This window comes from Streptomyces sp. NPDC002619 (assembly GCF_042889305.1).
Lineage (GTDB): Bacteria > Actinomycetota > Actinomycetes > Streptomycetales > Streptomycetaceae > Streptomyces.
Genome location: NZ_JBIAQV010000007.1, coordinates 257,391 through 271,605, shown reverse-complemented (window position 1 = coordinate 271,605; position 14,215 = coordinate 257,391). Strand labels below are relative to the sequence as shown.

General features: G+C 70.7%; 8 protein-coding genes and 2 pseudogenes. 7 read left to right on the top strand and 3 right to left on the bottom strand.

All coding sequences use genetic code 11. The features are described from left to right. Positions 1-931, bottom strand: a pseudogene (locus tag ACFYXB_RS15600) (transposase); the annotation flags it as partial. Positions 932-1,373: 442 nt separating this feature from the next. On the opposite strand from ACFYXB_RS15600, the pseudogene ACFYXB_RS15595 reads away from it, so the two are divergent. The 3 genes and pseudogenes from ACFYXB_RS15595 to ACFYXB_RS15585 all read left to right on the top strand — a co-directional run. Beyond that, positions 1,374-1,692: pseudogene (locus ACFYXB_RS15595) on the top strand (hypothetical protein); the annotation flags it as partial. Positions 1,693-1,814: 122 nt separating this feature from the next. After that, a complete protein-coding gene (locus tag ACFYXB_RS15590) occupies positions 1,815-4,562 on the top strand; it encodes a SpoIIE family protein phosphatase (RefSeq protein ID WP_389582086.1) in 2,748 nt (915 codons plus the stop codon). A 33-nt stretch (positions 4,563-4,595) separates the two neighbouring features. Continuing rightward, positions 4,596-5,915, top strand: coding sequence for a hypothetical protein (locus tag ACFYXB_RS15585; RefSeq protein ID WP_389582084.1), 1,320 nt, complete (start codon positions 4,596-4,598; stop codon positions 5,913-5,915). A gap of 3 nt (positions 5,916-5,918) precedes the next feature. Here ACFYXB_RS15585 and ACFYXB_RS15580 read toward each other — a convergent pair whose 3' ends face one another. Continuing rightward, positions 5,919-7,760, bottom strand: a complete 1,842-nt coding sequence (locus tag ACFYXB_RS15580) for a glycoside hydrolase family 15 protein (protein ID WP_389582082.1) — start codon at positions 7,758-7,760, stop codon at positions 5,919-5,921. A gap of 181 nt (positions 7,761-7,941) precedes the next feature. Here ACFYXB_RS15580 and ACFYXB_RS15575 point away from each other — a divergent pair, with 181 nt between their 5' ends. From ACFYXB_RS15575 to ACFYXB_RS15560, 4 genes are all read left to right on the top strand, one after another. After that, the gene (locus ACFYXB_RS15575) at positions 7,942-8,157 is read left to right on the top strand and encodes a hypothetical protein (RefSeq protein ID WP_351348030.1); all 216 of its coding nucleotides are present in this window, start codon (positions 7,942-7,944) and stop codon (positions 8,155-8,157) included. Positions 8,158-8,756: 599 nt separating this feature from the next. Beyond that, entirely contained in the window at positions 8,757-10,166 is a 1,410-nt protein-coding gene (gene sthA / locus ACFYXB_RS15570; protein ID WP_351348032.1) for a Si-specific NAD(P)(+) transhydrogenase, read from the top strand. Between the two features lie 232 nt (positions 10,167-10,398). Next, positions 10,399-11,871, top strand: a complete 1,473-nt coding sequence (locus ACFYXB_RS15565) for an APC family permease (protein ID WP_389582079.1) — start codon at positions 10,399-10,401, stop codon at positions 11,869-11,871. Between the two features lie 17 nt (positions 11,872-11,888). After that, positions 11,889-12,848: a hypothetical protein gene (locus tag ACFYXB_RS15560; protein WP_389582077.1), complete on the top strand. Its 960-nt coding sequence runs from the start codon at positions 11,889-11,891 to the stop codon at positions 12,846-12,848. 13 nt (positions 12,849-12,861) lie between these two features. Here the strand turns inward: ACFYXB_RS15560 and ACFYXB_RS15555 are convergent, their stop codons facing one another. Beyond that, positions 12,862-13,938 carry a HoxN/HupN/NixA family nickel/cobalt transporter gene (locus tag ACFYXB_RS15555; protein WP_388500306.1) on the bottom strand — a complete coding sequence of 359 codons (1,077 nt, stop codon included), beginning with the start codon at positions 13,936-13,938 and terminating at the stop codon, positions 12,862-12,864. Positions 13,939-14,215 lie beyond the last annotated feature (277 nt).

Genomic DNA, 14,215 nt, shown 5'->3' with positions numbered 1-14,215 from the left:
GGACCAGCTGGAGTGGGTGGCCCGTTGGGGCTTGCGCAGCCGTACCCGCTCGCGGATGCCCGTCAGGTCTTCCAGGGCGATCCCGCGACCGGTGCTCCCCCACTGCCTTAAGGGCGTGGGAGGTGCCCCCAGCCTCGGCCACCACATGTTTCGCGATCTTGTGATTGATGTCCTTGGCCCGCCGCGCCTCCTTGCACCTGCGCTTCTTCAAGCGCCGCTTGGCAGACGGGGTGTTCTTCTTCTGCAGCTTGGTGCGCAGCTGTCGTTCACGCACCCGGCTGCGGTTGAGCCCGCGCCCGGCCAGGATCTCGCCGTCACTCGTGGTGGCGATGTTGACGATGCCCAGGTCGATGCCGAGGAAGTCCACCGGCTCGGTGTTCAGTGGCGCCTCTGGCACCTCGCAGGTGGCCAGCAGGAACCACACGCCGTCGCGGCACACCAGATCGGACTCACCCCTGCGGTACAGCGCCAGCGTGGCCACCTGCTCTGGCGACGCGGTGAACGCCACGTCCTTCATCCGGCCCGTCACGGTCCAGATGGACATTCGCCGCTCGGGAATCTGCCAGGACAGCATCCGGTCGTCATAGGGCTGTGCACCGTCCGGGCGGAACTCGATCGGCTTCTGCGTCGCCTTCCGGTACCGCTTCGAGCCCGGTCGGCCCAGGTTCCCGGCCTTCAGATTGGCCTTGAGGGTGGCGTACGCGTCACATGTCTTCTTGATCACGTGCTGGGCAGCCTGCGCGCCCAGGCCCCACCGGGCCTTCGTCTGGTCGTAGGTGAGCTTGCGCAACGCGAAGTTGTTCTTCACATCCTTTTCGAAGGCGACTTCACTCACCCACGTGGCCGCCTCGTTGCAGGCGCGCAGGGTCGCCTCAAGTGCCGCCGCCTGCAAGGACGTCGGCAGCAGCTTCACCTGCACCACCAGCTTCACACCCGCGAGGTTAACCGGCCCCTCCGGGGCCGCGCATTCGAACACGGCAAACTCCCGCCGCCCGGTCAGAGCAGCGCAACGCTCCGCGCCGGATGCCGCCGCGGTGCTCCGCACCGCTCACCCGAGGATGCGATTCCTCCCGGGCGTGAACGACTCCGTTGGCAAAAGGACAGGGCGGGCATCCCGGCTCGCACTCTGGCTGGGAGTGGATCACTTGACCTGCGGGTCCGTGAGCCAAAGTGACCACCACGGCCGGCGGTTCGTCCCTTTCCCAACGGAGTCGTGAACGCCCGGGGTTCCTCACAAGGAACAAGCTGAACCTGCCCCGCACCGTCCGCCCAGGTGCGGTCCACAGTGGTCGAGGAGCATTCTTGCTATGCACCCACCCTGGTCACCCCCCGGGCGGCGCACGGACGATGTGGAGCCGATGGCCGGCAGCGGCGTCCAGGGACACAGTGTGCAGGCCGCCGCATGGGTCAACTGCGTAGCGCCGTACGGGCCTTCGCGCGCCCGGCGACCGTCCGCCCCGACGAGGTGATGAGCGGCACGAACCATCTGCTCATCGACCTCGACCCGGGGCAGGCCGCCCGGCTGCTGCTCTCTGCGTCGGGCGCCAGCCCGGGCCGGTTCGGCGACGGGCCGGCCCGGCGGCCAGCCACTGACCGGCGTGGCCGACCGGCTGACCGCGACCGCCCGGCACGCCAGGGCCCCCCGACGACGTGGCCCTCCTGCTCGCCACCCGGCGCGCCCAGGCGTATTGACCCGTGTGAACAACCCAGCGCGTCCTCGCCCGGCAGCACCCCTGGCCCGGCCCCGCGGTCGTCGCCGGTCGTCTCGCGTGATGCCCCTCGCCTCACCGAGCCGGGCAGTGTAGACATGGCACATGGTCCGACTGCCCGGCCGGTCCGAGATCCGGCTGTCTCGTCGTCCCAGGATTCCGTTCGCCCCGCTGCATCCGCGGCAGTTGGACGGAACCGGGCCGCACCGCACCAGGGCCGGGAGGCTGCGGTCGGCGCTGAGCGGACGTAGCGTCGCCGGGCAGGTGTTCGTGCTGCAAGTCGTGATCGTGCTGCTGCTGGTCGTGTCTGCCGTGGTGGCGCAGGTGCTCCAAGTACGGCACGACAGCTCCCTGGAGGCCCGCAACCGCTCCCTCGCCGTCGCCGAGACCTTCGCGAACGCGCCCGGCACGGTCGCGGCCCTGCGCACTCCGGACCCGACGGCGCTCCTGCAGCCGAGGGCCGAGGCCGCCCGCAAGGCCACCGGCGTGGACTTCATCGTGGTGATGAACACCGACGGGATCCGCTACACGCACCCCAAGCCGGACCGCATCGGCAAGAAGTTCGTCGGAACCATCGCACCGGCGCTGGCCGGCGGGATCGTCAGCGAGGAGATCGTCGGCACCATCGGGCGGCTGGTGCAGGTGGTGGTGCCCGTCCGGGCGCCCGACGGTTCCGTGGTGGGCCTGGTGTCGGCCGGCATCACGACCGAGCACGTGGGCGGCGCCGCCGACCAGCAACTGCCGCTCCTGCTCGCCTCCGCAGCGGCGGCCCTCGCGCTGGCCACCGCCGGCACGGCACTGGTGAGCCGGCGGCTGCTGCGGCAGACGCACGGCCTCGGCCCGCATGAGATGACGCGGATGTACGAGCACCACGACGCGGTGTTGCACTCCGTGCGCGAGGGCGTGCTCATCGTCGGCGGCGAGGGCAGGTTGCTCCTCGCCAACGACGAGGCGCACCGGCTGCTCGACCTGCCCGAGGACGCCGAGCGGCGGACCGTCACGGACCTCGGTCTCGACGCCGACACCGCCGGGCTGCTGGCCTCGGGACGCGTCGCCACGGACGAGGTGCATCTGGTCAAGGACCGGCTGCTGGCCGTCAACCAGCGGCCGACCGACCTGCGTGGCGGCCCGCCCGGCAGCGTCACCACGCTGCGCGACTCCACAGAGCTGCGCGCCCTCTCGGGCCGCGCGGAGGTGGCCCGCGAACGCCTCAGCATGCTCTACGACGCCGGTGTCGGCATCGGCACCAGCCTGGACGTGACCCGCACCGCCGAGGAGTTGGCGGAGCTGGCCGTGCCCCGGTTCGCGGACTACGCCACCGTGGACGTGTACGACGCCGTGCTGCGCGGGGAGGAACCGCAGCCGGGGGACGCGCTGCGCCGCGTCGCCTGCGGCGGGATCCGCAAGGACGCGCCTTTGTACCCGGTGGGCGAACGCATCCGGTTCGTCGCCACCTCGCCGCAGGGCCGCGGCCTCGTCTCGGGTCGGTCCGTCGTCGAACCGCGGCTGGGCGAGGCGCCCGGCTGGCTGGCGCAGGACCTGGAACGTGCCGAGCAGGTCGTCGAGTTCGGCATCCACTCGCTGATCGCCGTACCCCTGCGGGCGGGCAGTCTCGTGCTGGGCGTGGCCACCTTCTGGCGCTCCGAGAAGCCCGAGCCGTTCGACGGTGAGGACCTGGCCCTCGCCGAGGAACTCGTCGCCCGCGCCGCGATCTCCATCGACAACGCCCGCCGCTACACCCGGGAGCACAGCATGGCGGTGACGCTGCAACGCAGCCTGCTGCCGCGCACGCTGCCCGTGCAGGACGCCCTGGAGGTCGCCTACCGCTATCTGCCCGCGCAGTCGGGAGTAGGCGGCGACTGGTTCGACGTACTGCCCTTGTCCGGCGCCCGGGTGGCGCTCGTCGTCGGGGACGTGGTGGGGCACGGGTTGCACGCCGCGGCGACGATGGGCCGGCTGCGCACGGCGGTGCACAACTTCTCCTCGCTGGACCTGCCGCCCGACGAACTCCTCGGCCTCCTGGACGAGTTGGTGGCCCGTATCGACCAGGACGAGACACCCGCGGACGGCGGGGCCGCGGTCACCGGGGCGACCTGTCTGTACGCGATCTACGACCCGGTCTCCCGCCGCTGCACGCTGGCCCGGGCCGGCCATCCGCCGGCGGCGCTGGTCCGGCCGGACGGCACCGTCTCCTTTCCCGACGTGCCCGTCGGTCCCCCGCTGGGCCTCGGCGGCCTGCCCTTCGAGACGGCAGAGCTGGAGCTGCCCGAGGGCAGCCGGCTCGTGCTGTACACGGACGGGCTCGTGGAGGACCGGGTACGGGACATCGACGTCGGGCTCGACCTGCTGCGCTCCGCCCTGGAGCAGGCCGGCGACTCGCCCGAGGAGACCTGTCTGGCCGTGCTCGACCGGCTCCCGGCGCGCCCCAGCGACGACGTCGCGCTGATCGTCGCCCGCACCCGCACGCTGGGCGCCGACCGGGTCGCCGAGTGGCAGGTGCCCTCCGACCCGGCGGCCGTGTCTCAGGTACGGGCCGCGGTGACGCGGCAGTTGGCCGAGTGGGGGCTGGAAGAGCTCACGTTCACCACGGAGTTGATTCTGAGCGAGCTGGTCACCAACGCCATCCGCTACGGCCGTCCACCGGTCGGTGTACGGCTGCTGCGCGACCGCACGCTCATCTGCGAGGTCTCCGACACCACCACGACCTCCCCGCACCTGCGTTACGCGGCGAGCACGGACGAGGGCGGGCGCGGTCTGTTCCTCGTCGCGCAGATCGCCGACCGCTGGGGCACCCGCTACACCCCCACCGGGAAGATCATCTGGGCTGAGCAGGCGCTGCCGGAAATGAGTTGAGGGCGCCCCGCACGATCGCTGATCATTTCCGGCATGTTCTCGCGCAGGAATCGCCGCCCGAAGTCCCCTCAACTGCTCAAGGCCTGGGAGTGTCTGGACTCCGGTGACATACCCGCAGCGCTGCGGCAGGTGCGCGCCGCCGGGGAGGACGCCCCGCCGGGCGAGGTGGCCCTCGTGGTGGGACGGGCCGCGCGGGCGGTCGGCTTCGACGACCTCGAACAGGCCGCGGCGGCCCTGGCCGCAGGGCCCGAACAGGCGCAGGCGCTCTTCGACTTCGGGTACGCGTGCGTGGAACGCGGCCTGCCCCACCTGGCGATCCCGCCCCTGCGCGAGGTGCTGCGCCGCAACCCTGGCTCGCCCGGGGTGCTGCGGGAACTCGTCTCGGCGTACGAGCGCGAGGGCCGCCACCAGGAGGCGGTGGCGGAACTGGCCCGGCGCGAGGCCGACTTCGCCGACTGGCCGGACCGCTATCTCCTGGTGTTCAACGCGCTCATGGCGGGCGATCTCGCCCTGGCCCGGCGCCAGCACGCGCTGCTGCCGGACCCGGAGAACGAGGTGTGGCTCTCCGCGCGGGAGCGGCAGAACCGGATGCTGGAGCGCGCGGCCCTCGCCGAGTCCGCCACCGCGCTGGATCTCACGGATCTGCGCGGCTGGCAGTTCGTGATCGGCGGGACCGTCCTCGGCACGCTGTCCCCGTTCGGCTTCGCCGCGGGGATGACCGGCCGGTACGCCTGGCTGCAGGACACCCTCGGCCAGTGCCTGCACGGTCTGCTGCGGCTGAAGTCGCTCCTGGCGGCCGCCGAGGTGTACCCGCGGTCGGTGTCGCTGCTGCCCGGCCGGAGCTCACGGATCCTGGGCCTGGCCGCCGCCGAGGTGCTCGGCGTTCGCGCCGAGCCCTTCGCTGCCGGTCGCGAGGACACCGTCGTGGTGGCCTACGACCTGAACGACGTCGCCGAGGAGGACGGCGGCCCCGAGATCCTCGGGCAGCTCTTCGAACGGGCGCCCGGGCAGGTGCTCCACGAGCACGCGAGTTGCTGGACCGACACTCCGGTCGTCACCGCCGACAGCGTCGCCCTGCTCCACCAGTCGGTGGTGGCGCCGTGGGGCGAGCAACTGCGCCAGGGGGCCGATGGCGGTGTCGAGCCTGCGCCGGCCGACGACCGACCGGAGGCAGAGCTCGCGGCCGCGATCACGGCGGCGGACCCGGCCGCGGACGAGGGCGACGGGGAGGGGCCGGCGGACTCGGACGAGGCGTTCACCGCGTTCGCCGGCGCCGTGCGCGGCGGTTGGCTGCGCGGGGACCGGGCACGCCTCAACTCGACCGGCCCGGTGCGCAGTTCACGATTCGCCTGACGGTCAGCCGAGGGCACGGTCCAGGTTGAACGCGGCGCTGATCAGGGCCAGGTGGGTGAACGCCTGCGGGAAGTTGCCCTGTTGCTCGCCGGTGCGGCCGATCTCCTCGGCGTAAAGGCCGAGATGGTTGGCGTAGGTGAGCATCTTCTCGAAGGCCAGCCGTGCCTCGTCGACACGTCCGGCGCGCACCAGCGCCTCGACGTACCAGAAGGAGCAGATCGAGAACGTGCCCTCGTCGCCGCGCAGTCCGTCGGGGCTTGCCTGCGGGTCGTAGCGGTAGACCAGCGAGTCGGAGACCAGGTCCTCGGTCAGGGCGTCCAGTGTGGACAGCCACTTGGGGTCGGTCGGCGCGATGAACTTGGCGAGCGGCATCATCAGGAGGGAGGCGTCGAGGACGTCGCTGCCCTCGTACTGGATGAAGGCGCGGCGCCTGGACGACCAGCCGCGGTCCATGATCCGCCGGTAGATGATGTCGCGGGTCTTCCGCCAGCGACCCAGGTCGGCGGGCAGGCCGCGGTGGTTGGCGAGACGGATGGCCCGCTCGATGGCCACCCAGCACATCAGCCGCGAGTAGAGAAAGTTCTTGCGGCCGCCGCGCGTCTCCCAGACGCCCTCGTCGGGCTGGTCCCAGTGGGAGATGACCCACTCGACGAGATGGCAGACGTCGTCCCACGCGTCGCTGGAGATGGGCTCGGCCCACTTGTCGTAGAGATAGATCGAGTCGATCAGGGCGCCGTAGATGTCCAGCTGGAGCTGGCCGGCGGCGCCGTTGCCGACCCGGACCGGGGCGGAGCCCTGATGGCCCTCGAGGTGGCCGAGCACGCGCTCGGGCAGGTCGGTGCGGCCGTCGATGCCGTACATGATCTGCAGGGGGCCCGAGGCACAGCCGTCGCCGTGGCTGATGTAGGTGCCCAGGAACTTCATGAACGCCTCGGCCTCGCCCGTGAAACCGAGCCTCAGGAGGGCGTAGACGCAGAACGCGGCGTCGCGGACCCAGACGTAGCGGTAGTCCCAGTTGCGTTCGCCGCCGAGCTGTTCGGGCAGGCTCGTGGTCGGGGCGGCCACGATGGCGCCGGTGGGCGCATAGGTGAGCAGCTTGAGGGTGAGCGCGGAGCGGTGCACCATCTCGCGCCAGCGGCCGCGATAGCGGGACTGGTGCAGCCAGCGGCGCCAGTAGGCGACCGTGGCGGCGAACTCGCGCTCCGCCTCGGCATGGGGGCAGCCGCGGGGGGCCACGGATTCGTCGACCTGGTCGAGGGCGAACACAGCGGACTCGCCCTCCGCGAGCTTGAAGTCGGCGCTGACGTCCCGGCCGTCGGACTCCAGCGTCACGGTCGAGGTGAGCGCGAGGGAGCGGTCCGGGGACGTGAAGAGGACCGTGTGGTCCTGCTTGCTCAGCGTATGCGGGTCGGCGCCGTAGTTGAAGCGCGGGGCGACCAGGACCCGGAACGGAACCGTTCCGCGCACGCACAGCACGCGGCGGATCAGCCGGTGGCGTCCTGACTCCGGGGACTCGGGCTCCCCGATGATGGGCATGAAGTCCTGGACCTCACCGACTCCCTCCTCGGTGAAGAAGCGGGTGATCAGCACGTTGGTGTCGGGGAAGTAGAACTGCTTGGTGCGGGCCGGCACGGCGGCGGCGAGCTCGAAGCGGCCGCCGCGCTCTGCGTCCAGCACCGACGCGAAGACGCTGGGGGCGTCGAAGGACGGGCAGCAGTACCAGTCGATGGTGCCGTTGCTGCCGACCAGGGCCACGGTGCGCAGGTCGCCGATCAGCCCGTGCTCGGCGATCGGCAGGTAGCGGGGGCGCCCGGGCATGTCCTGGGCAAAAGGTGTCTCGACCATGGCGGCAGCCTCCCCGGTACGGGTGTGCGGGCTGCCTCCAGCTTAGGAGCGGGACCGGGCTCCGGCACGGTCGGACCGTTCTCCGGATGCAGGGCGGGCTCCGGCGGGGAATGGTGAGAGTGTGCCCCGGTCTCGCGGCACGGGTACCGAAGCGGCCTCACGGACCCGAGGAGGAGACACCATGTCGACGCCACAACCCGAAACATCCCGGTCGACGGGCAAGGACGAGGACCAGTTCACCCCGGACGCCCTGCTCCACACCGCCCCCGGCACGGGCGTCGCACCGGAGGACCTGGTCCTGGCGACGGGCCGGGACATCACCCCGAAGAACCTCGAGTGGGCCCGCCGCAAGCTGGAGGCGGAAGGCCCGTCGGCGGTGGAGAGGCTGCTGCCGTAGGGCACCCCGGGATGAGGGCGGCCGACTGCGGTGGGGGCGGCCGCCCGCAGGCGAGCGAGGGACCGACGACGCGCCGCGCCGGGCCCACGGCCGCTGACGGACGCCCCTTCACGAGCAGGTCACCCGGTCGCTCACGGACGCCCCAGGAAGGGCCGGGCGCACAACCACTGACGGGCGGAGCCCCGCGGGCCGGGCACGCGGCCGCTCACAGGCAACCCACCGCAGACCACGCGCACCGCCCCTCACAGACGCCCCTCCTCGGGCCAGACCCACAGCCGCCGACGAGCGGAGCCCCGCAGGCCGACCACGCGGCCGCTGACAGACGGCACACCGCGAGCCAGGCACACAACCACGGACAGACGACCCACCCCAGGCCACACGACCGGCCGCTCACAGACGACCCCCCCACGCGCCAGACCCTCGGCCACTCACAGACAACCCACCGCAGGCCACGTGCACGGCCGCTCACAGACGACGCTCCGTGAGCCGGGCGAATAGTCGCATCCCGCCATCAGAGGCTCACTCACCGTGACATGCCGTGGCGGTCGTTTCCCGTTCGGCCTTTCCGAGGCGGCTTGCGAGCTGACAGACTCCCGTGGGTGCCTGACTTCGACTTCGACATACTCGTCATCGGATCCGGACCCGGCGGTCAGAAGGCCGCCATCGCAGCGGCCAAGCTGGGCCGCAGGGTCGCCGTCGTCGACCGCCCCGACATGGTCGGCGGGGTCTCCATCCACACCGGCACCATCCCCTCCAAGACGCTGCGCGAGGCGGTGCTGTACCTCACCGGTCTCACCCAGCGCGACCTGTACGGGCAGAGCTACCGGCTGAAGGAGGACATCACCGTCGCCGACCTGACCGCGCGCACCCAGCACGTGGTCGGCCGCGAGGTCGACGTCATCCGCAGCCAGCTGTCCCGCAACCACGTGTCCCTGTACGCCGGTACGGGCAGCTTCGTCGACCCGCACACCGTCGCCCTGCGCGAAGTCACCGGCCACGAACGGCTGTTGAGCGCCGAGCACATCGTCATCGCCACCGGCACCCGCCCGGCCCGCCCGGACAGCGTGGAGTTCGACGGGCGCACCATCATGGACTCGGACAACGTGCTCTCGCTGGAGCGGGTGCCGCGGTCCATGGTGATCGTCGGCGCAGGGGTCATCGGCATGGAGTACGCGTCCATGTTCGCCGCGCTGGGCAGCAAGGTGACGGTCGTCGAGAAGCGGCCGGGGATGCTGGACATGTGCGACGTCGAGGTCATCGAGTCGCTCAAGTACCATCTGCGCGACCTCGCGGTGACCTTCCGCTTCGGCGAGACGGTCGCCGCCGTGGAGCGCCATCAGAACGGCACGCTCACCGTCCTGGAGAGCGGCAAGAAGATCCCCGCCGACACGGTGATGTACTCCGCCGGCCGCCAGGGCCTGACCGACGAACTCGACCTGGACAAGGCCGGGTTGACCGCCGATCGGCGCGGCCGGATCACCGTCGACGAGCACTACCGCACCGAGGTCCCGCACATCTACGCCGTCGGTGACGTCATCGGCTTCCCGGCACTCGCCGCGACCTCGATGGAACAGGGCCGGGCGGCGGCGTACCACGCCTGCGGTGAGCCGGTCGGGCAGATGCACAACCTCCAGCCGATCGGCATCTACACCATCCCGGAGATCAGCTTCGTCGGCCGGACCGAGGACCAACTCACCGAGGACCGCGTGCCGTTCGAGGTGGGCATCGCGCGGTACCGAGAACTGGCGCGGGGTCAGATCATCGGCGACTCCCACGGCATGCTCAAGCTGCTGGTCTCCCCCGGCGACCGCACCCTGCTCGGCGTGCACTGCTTCGGCGCCGGCGCCACCGAGTTGATACACATCGGCCAGTCGGTGATGGGCTGCGGCGGGACGGTCGACTATCTGGTCGACGCCGTCTTCAACTACCCGACGCTGGCCGAGTCCTACAAGGTCGCCGCCCTCGACGCGACCAACAAACTGCGCCAGATCGACCGGCTGGAGGACTGACCGCACCGAACGGCCGGAAAGGTCAACGGGTGCCGCTATCATCACACCCACACGCGGTGTGACCGACTGCCGACGCAGGGCTGATCGGTGCCCACCAGCACTTTTCTTCACCTGCCCGGCTTCTGACCCGAGGCCATCCCTCTTCGGTCGAGGCGGGTCCTCACCCCCCACTCCAGTACGCCGTCGGGCCGGCCCGCCCGGGCGCCGTGCACGACCGGAAAGCAGCGCAACCATGAGCAACAACAGGGGCAGAGGGCTGCAGGCCAATGCCCTCGGAACGTTCGACACGGTGGTCATGGCCGTCGCGGGCAGCGCACCGGCGTACTCGCTGGCGGCGACCACCGCGGTCCTGGTCGGCGCGGTGGGACTGGCCAGCCCGGCGGCCCTGCTGTACTGCGCGATACCGATGCTGGGCATCGCGCTGGCCTTCAGCTATCTGGGCCGGATCGATGTGAACGCGGGCGCGAGTTACTCGTGGGTGGGCCGCACGCTGCACCCGTTCCTGGGCTTCATGAGCGGCTGGGCGCTGGTGGTGTCGGCGACCATCTTCATGGTGGCCGGTTCACTGCCCGCCGGTTCGATGACGCTCGCGCTGTTCGACGAGCAACTGGCCGACGACACGGCCCTGTCGACGGTGGTCGGCGCCGCGTGGTTCCTGCTGATGCTGTGCGTGGTGCTCGGCGGCGCCCGGCTCACCGTTCGGGCGCAGTTGCTGATGTCCGGCGTCGAGCTGGCCATCCTGGCGCTGTTCGCGGCGCTGGCCGTGATCCACACCGGTGGTGCCCGCGCGTTCGACTGGTCCTGGCTGGGCTTCGGCCAGTTCGACGGGCTGTCCGGGTTCGCCTCGGGCGCTCTCATCGCCGCGTTCTACTACTGGGGTTGGGACGTCACCAGCAACCTCAGTGAGGAGACCCGCAACAGCCGTCGTACGACCGGACTCGCGGGCCTGATCGGTGTGGGCATCGTCTTCCTGCTGTTCGAGGTGTTCACGATCGCGGTGAACATCATCCTGACCTCGCGGCAGATCGCGTCGAACGACGCCAACGTGCTGGCCGTGCTGGGCGAGGAGGTCTGGCCGGGCTGGGGTGGGAAGTTGCTGATCGTCGCCGTGATGCTGTCCACCATCGCCACACTGGAGACGACGCTGATCCAGGTCACGCGCTCGCTGTTCGCGATGGGCCGGGACCGTACGATGCCGTCCGCGCTGGGCCGGGTGCACCGCACCTGGAACACGCCGTGGGTGGCGATCGCCGTGGTGGGCGGGGTGGCCCTGCTGATGTTCATCGCCTCCAACGCGCTGGGCACGGTGGGCGACATCCTCTCCGACGCCATCTCCGCGATGGGCCTGCAGATCGCCGTCTACTACGGCCTCGCGGGCCTCGCCGTGGTCGTCGCCTACCGCAAGATGCTGCTGAAGTCGGCGGCGAACTTCCTGTTCGGCGGGGTGTGGCCGCTGTTCGGCGCCCTGTTCATGTTCTGGATCTTCGTCGAGTCGCTGGGCGAACTGAGCGGCGCCGCGATCACGATCGGCATCGGCGGCCTGGCCGTCGGGCTGTGGCCGATGCTCTGGTACTGGCGGCGCGGCAGCGACTACTACCGGCCCGCCCGACTCGACGCCACCCGGACGATCGAGGCGGAGTACGTCCCCGACGACCACGCGAACGCGCAGTCCCGTGCCTACGAGGGCCTCCCCACCGACTTCTGATCCGAGGGGACCGCCCGATGGCGCGAGACCGCTTCGCCCCCGACTTCGATCCCGACTGCGGGGACGCGCTTTTGAGTTCGGCCCGCCACGACATCGTGATCGGCCGCTGGCAGGGCCTCAGGGACCTGCTGCGGACCACCGGTGCCGACTGGCTCTCCCGGGGGCACCGGATACGGCTCCTTGCGCAGGCCTGCGCGGGCAGTACGACGGTGGAGTCCTGGCTGGCCGCCGAGCCGCGCAGTGCCGACGCCCTGGCGCTGCGTGCGGCGACCGAGACGTCCCGGGCCTTCACCATGGCCATCGCCGCGGGCCGCGGCACGCCCATCGACCGGGACCGCATAGACGCCGCCGTACTGGCCTGCCTCCAGGCCACCGAGGCGTGGGCCGACGATCCCACGCCGTGGATCTCCCTGATCTCGGTGGCGCGGCTGTACCCGTCGGGCGTACGGCGGCAGGAACTGGCGTGCTGGTGGGACGAGTTGCACCGGCGCGACCCCTACAGCGTGGAGGGCCACCTCCAGGTGCTGCACTACTACTCCGCGCGCTGGCACGGAACCCACGGCCTGATGTACGACTTCGCCCGCGACGCGGCCGGTGTCGCCCCGCCCGGCTGTGCGCTGCCGGTGCTCGTGCAGTACGCCCGGGTCGAGGAGTACCGGTACGCCCTGGACGGCGCGAAGGGACAGCACTCCGCGATGGGGCTGGGCCAGCACTGGGACCACGACGGCGCGGTGAGCGACGTGCGCCGCACCTGGCAGCGCTGGATCACGGGCCGCGGCGACACGATCGTGGCTCCTGGTGAGCTGCGCGACCTCAACTACCTGACGCACGCCGCTTGTCAGGCGGGCGCCGCGGACATCGCGGCGGCGCTGATGCGCATGCTGGGCCGCCGGGCGACGCGGACTCCGTGGTCGTACACCGGGGATCCGGAGAAGCAGTTCACCAAGTGGCGCAGGGAGTTGGGGCTGCGGGGGTGAGGCCTGGACGGGGCTACTCCGCGCCCTGTTCGGCGGGCCGGGCGAGGCCCGCCGTCCACTTCTCCTCGATGCGGCCGAACTTCCACACCAGCAGGGCCACGACCCAGGTCGCGAAGAACAGGCCGACGATCACGAATCCGACGACATTGAGGTCGAGTCCGCCGACCCGGTCCCAGAACGGGCCGTGCAGGCCGAACTTGCCGGCGAGGAGGCCGAGGAATTCGACCGTGCCGATGATCAGGGCGACGGCGACGGACAGGCCGGTGATCGTGAGGTTGTAGTAGACCTTGCGGACCGGCTTGGAGAACGCCCAGCCGTAGGCGAAGTTCATGAACGAGCCGTCGATGGTGTCGAGCAGGGACATGCCGGCGGCGAACAGCACGGGCAGACACAGGATTGCGTACCAGGGCAGCCCGGAGGCGGCACCTGATCCGGCGAGCACCAGCAGGGCGATCTCCGACGCCGTGTCGAAGCCGAGGCCGAAGAGGAGGCCGAGGGGGTACATCTGCCACGGCTTGGTGATGGACTTCATGACGCGGCCGAGGAGCCGGTTCATGAAGCCCCGGCTGTCGAGCTGCTCCTCCAGAGCGGCCTCGTCGAAGTGGCCCGTGCGCATCCGGCGGAACACCTTCCAGATGCCGGCCAGGACGACCAGGTTGATCACGGCGATGACGTACAGGAAGGTCCCGGAGACGGTCGTACCGATCAGGCCGGTGACGTCGTGGAGGCGGGAGTTGTCGTCGCGGACCGGGCCGGCGAGCGTCTTCATGCCGAGGGAGAGCAGGACGGCGAGGCCGAACACGATGCTGGAGTGGCCGAGGGAGAACCAGAAGCCGGTCGACAGCGGGCGCCGTCCCTCGCTCATCAGCTTGCGGGTGGTGTTGTCGATCGCCGCGATGTGGTCCGCGTCGAAGGCGTGCCGCATGCCGAGCGTGTACGCGGTCACGCCGATGCCGATGCCGAAGGATTTCGTGCCGATGCCGTAGTGCTGCGGCGCGACGATCGCCACGAGCGTGAACCAGCCGATGACGTGCAGGGCGAGCACGAACGCGGCCATGCCGGCGACCCTGATCCACTCCTGTCGCGTCATGGTGAGGGTCTTTCGTCTTTCGTCCGAGCGGTGGCGCATGAGCGGCCACACCGGGCGGCCATGTGCCATCCTCCCGCACCTGCAACTCATTTGCAGTAATGGCGGGCAAAGCCGGGGTCAGACCTTGTCCACAGGGAGGAAAAGTCAGGTCCCGGGCAGCCGCCGTCCGGGCCGGTCCCTGCGCACGCCACCCCTCCCGATCGTCTACAGTTCAGTAGACCGTCTACGCATGTGTAGTCGACAGTCGGGTGCCGTTCCGCGCGCCCGCCTCACCGGA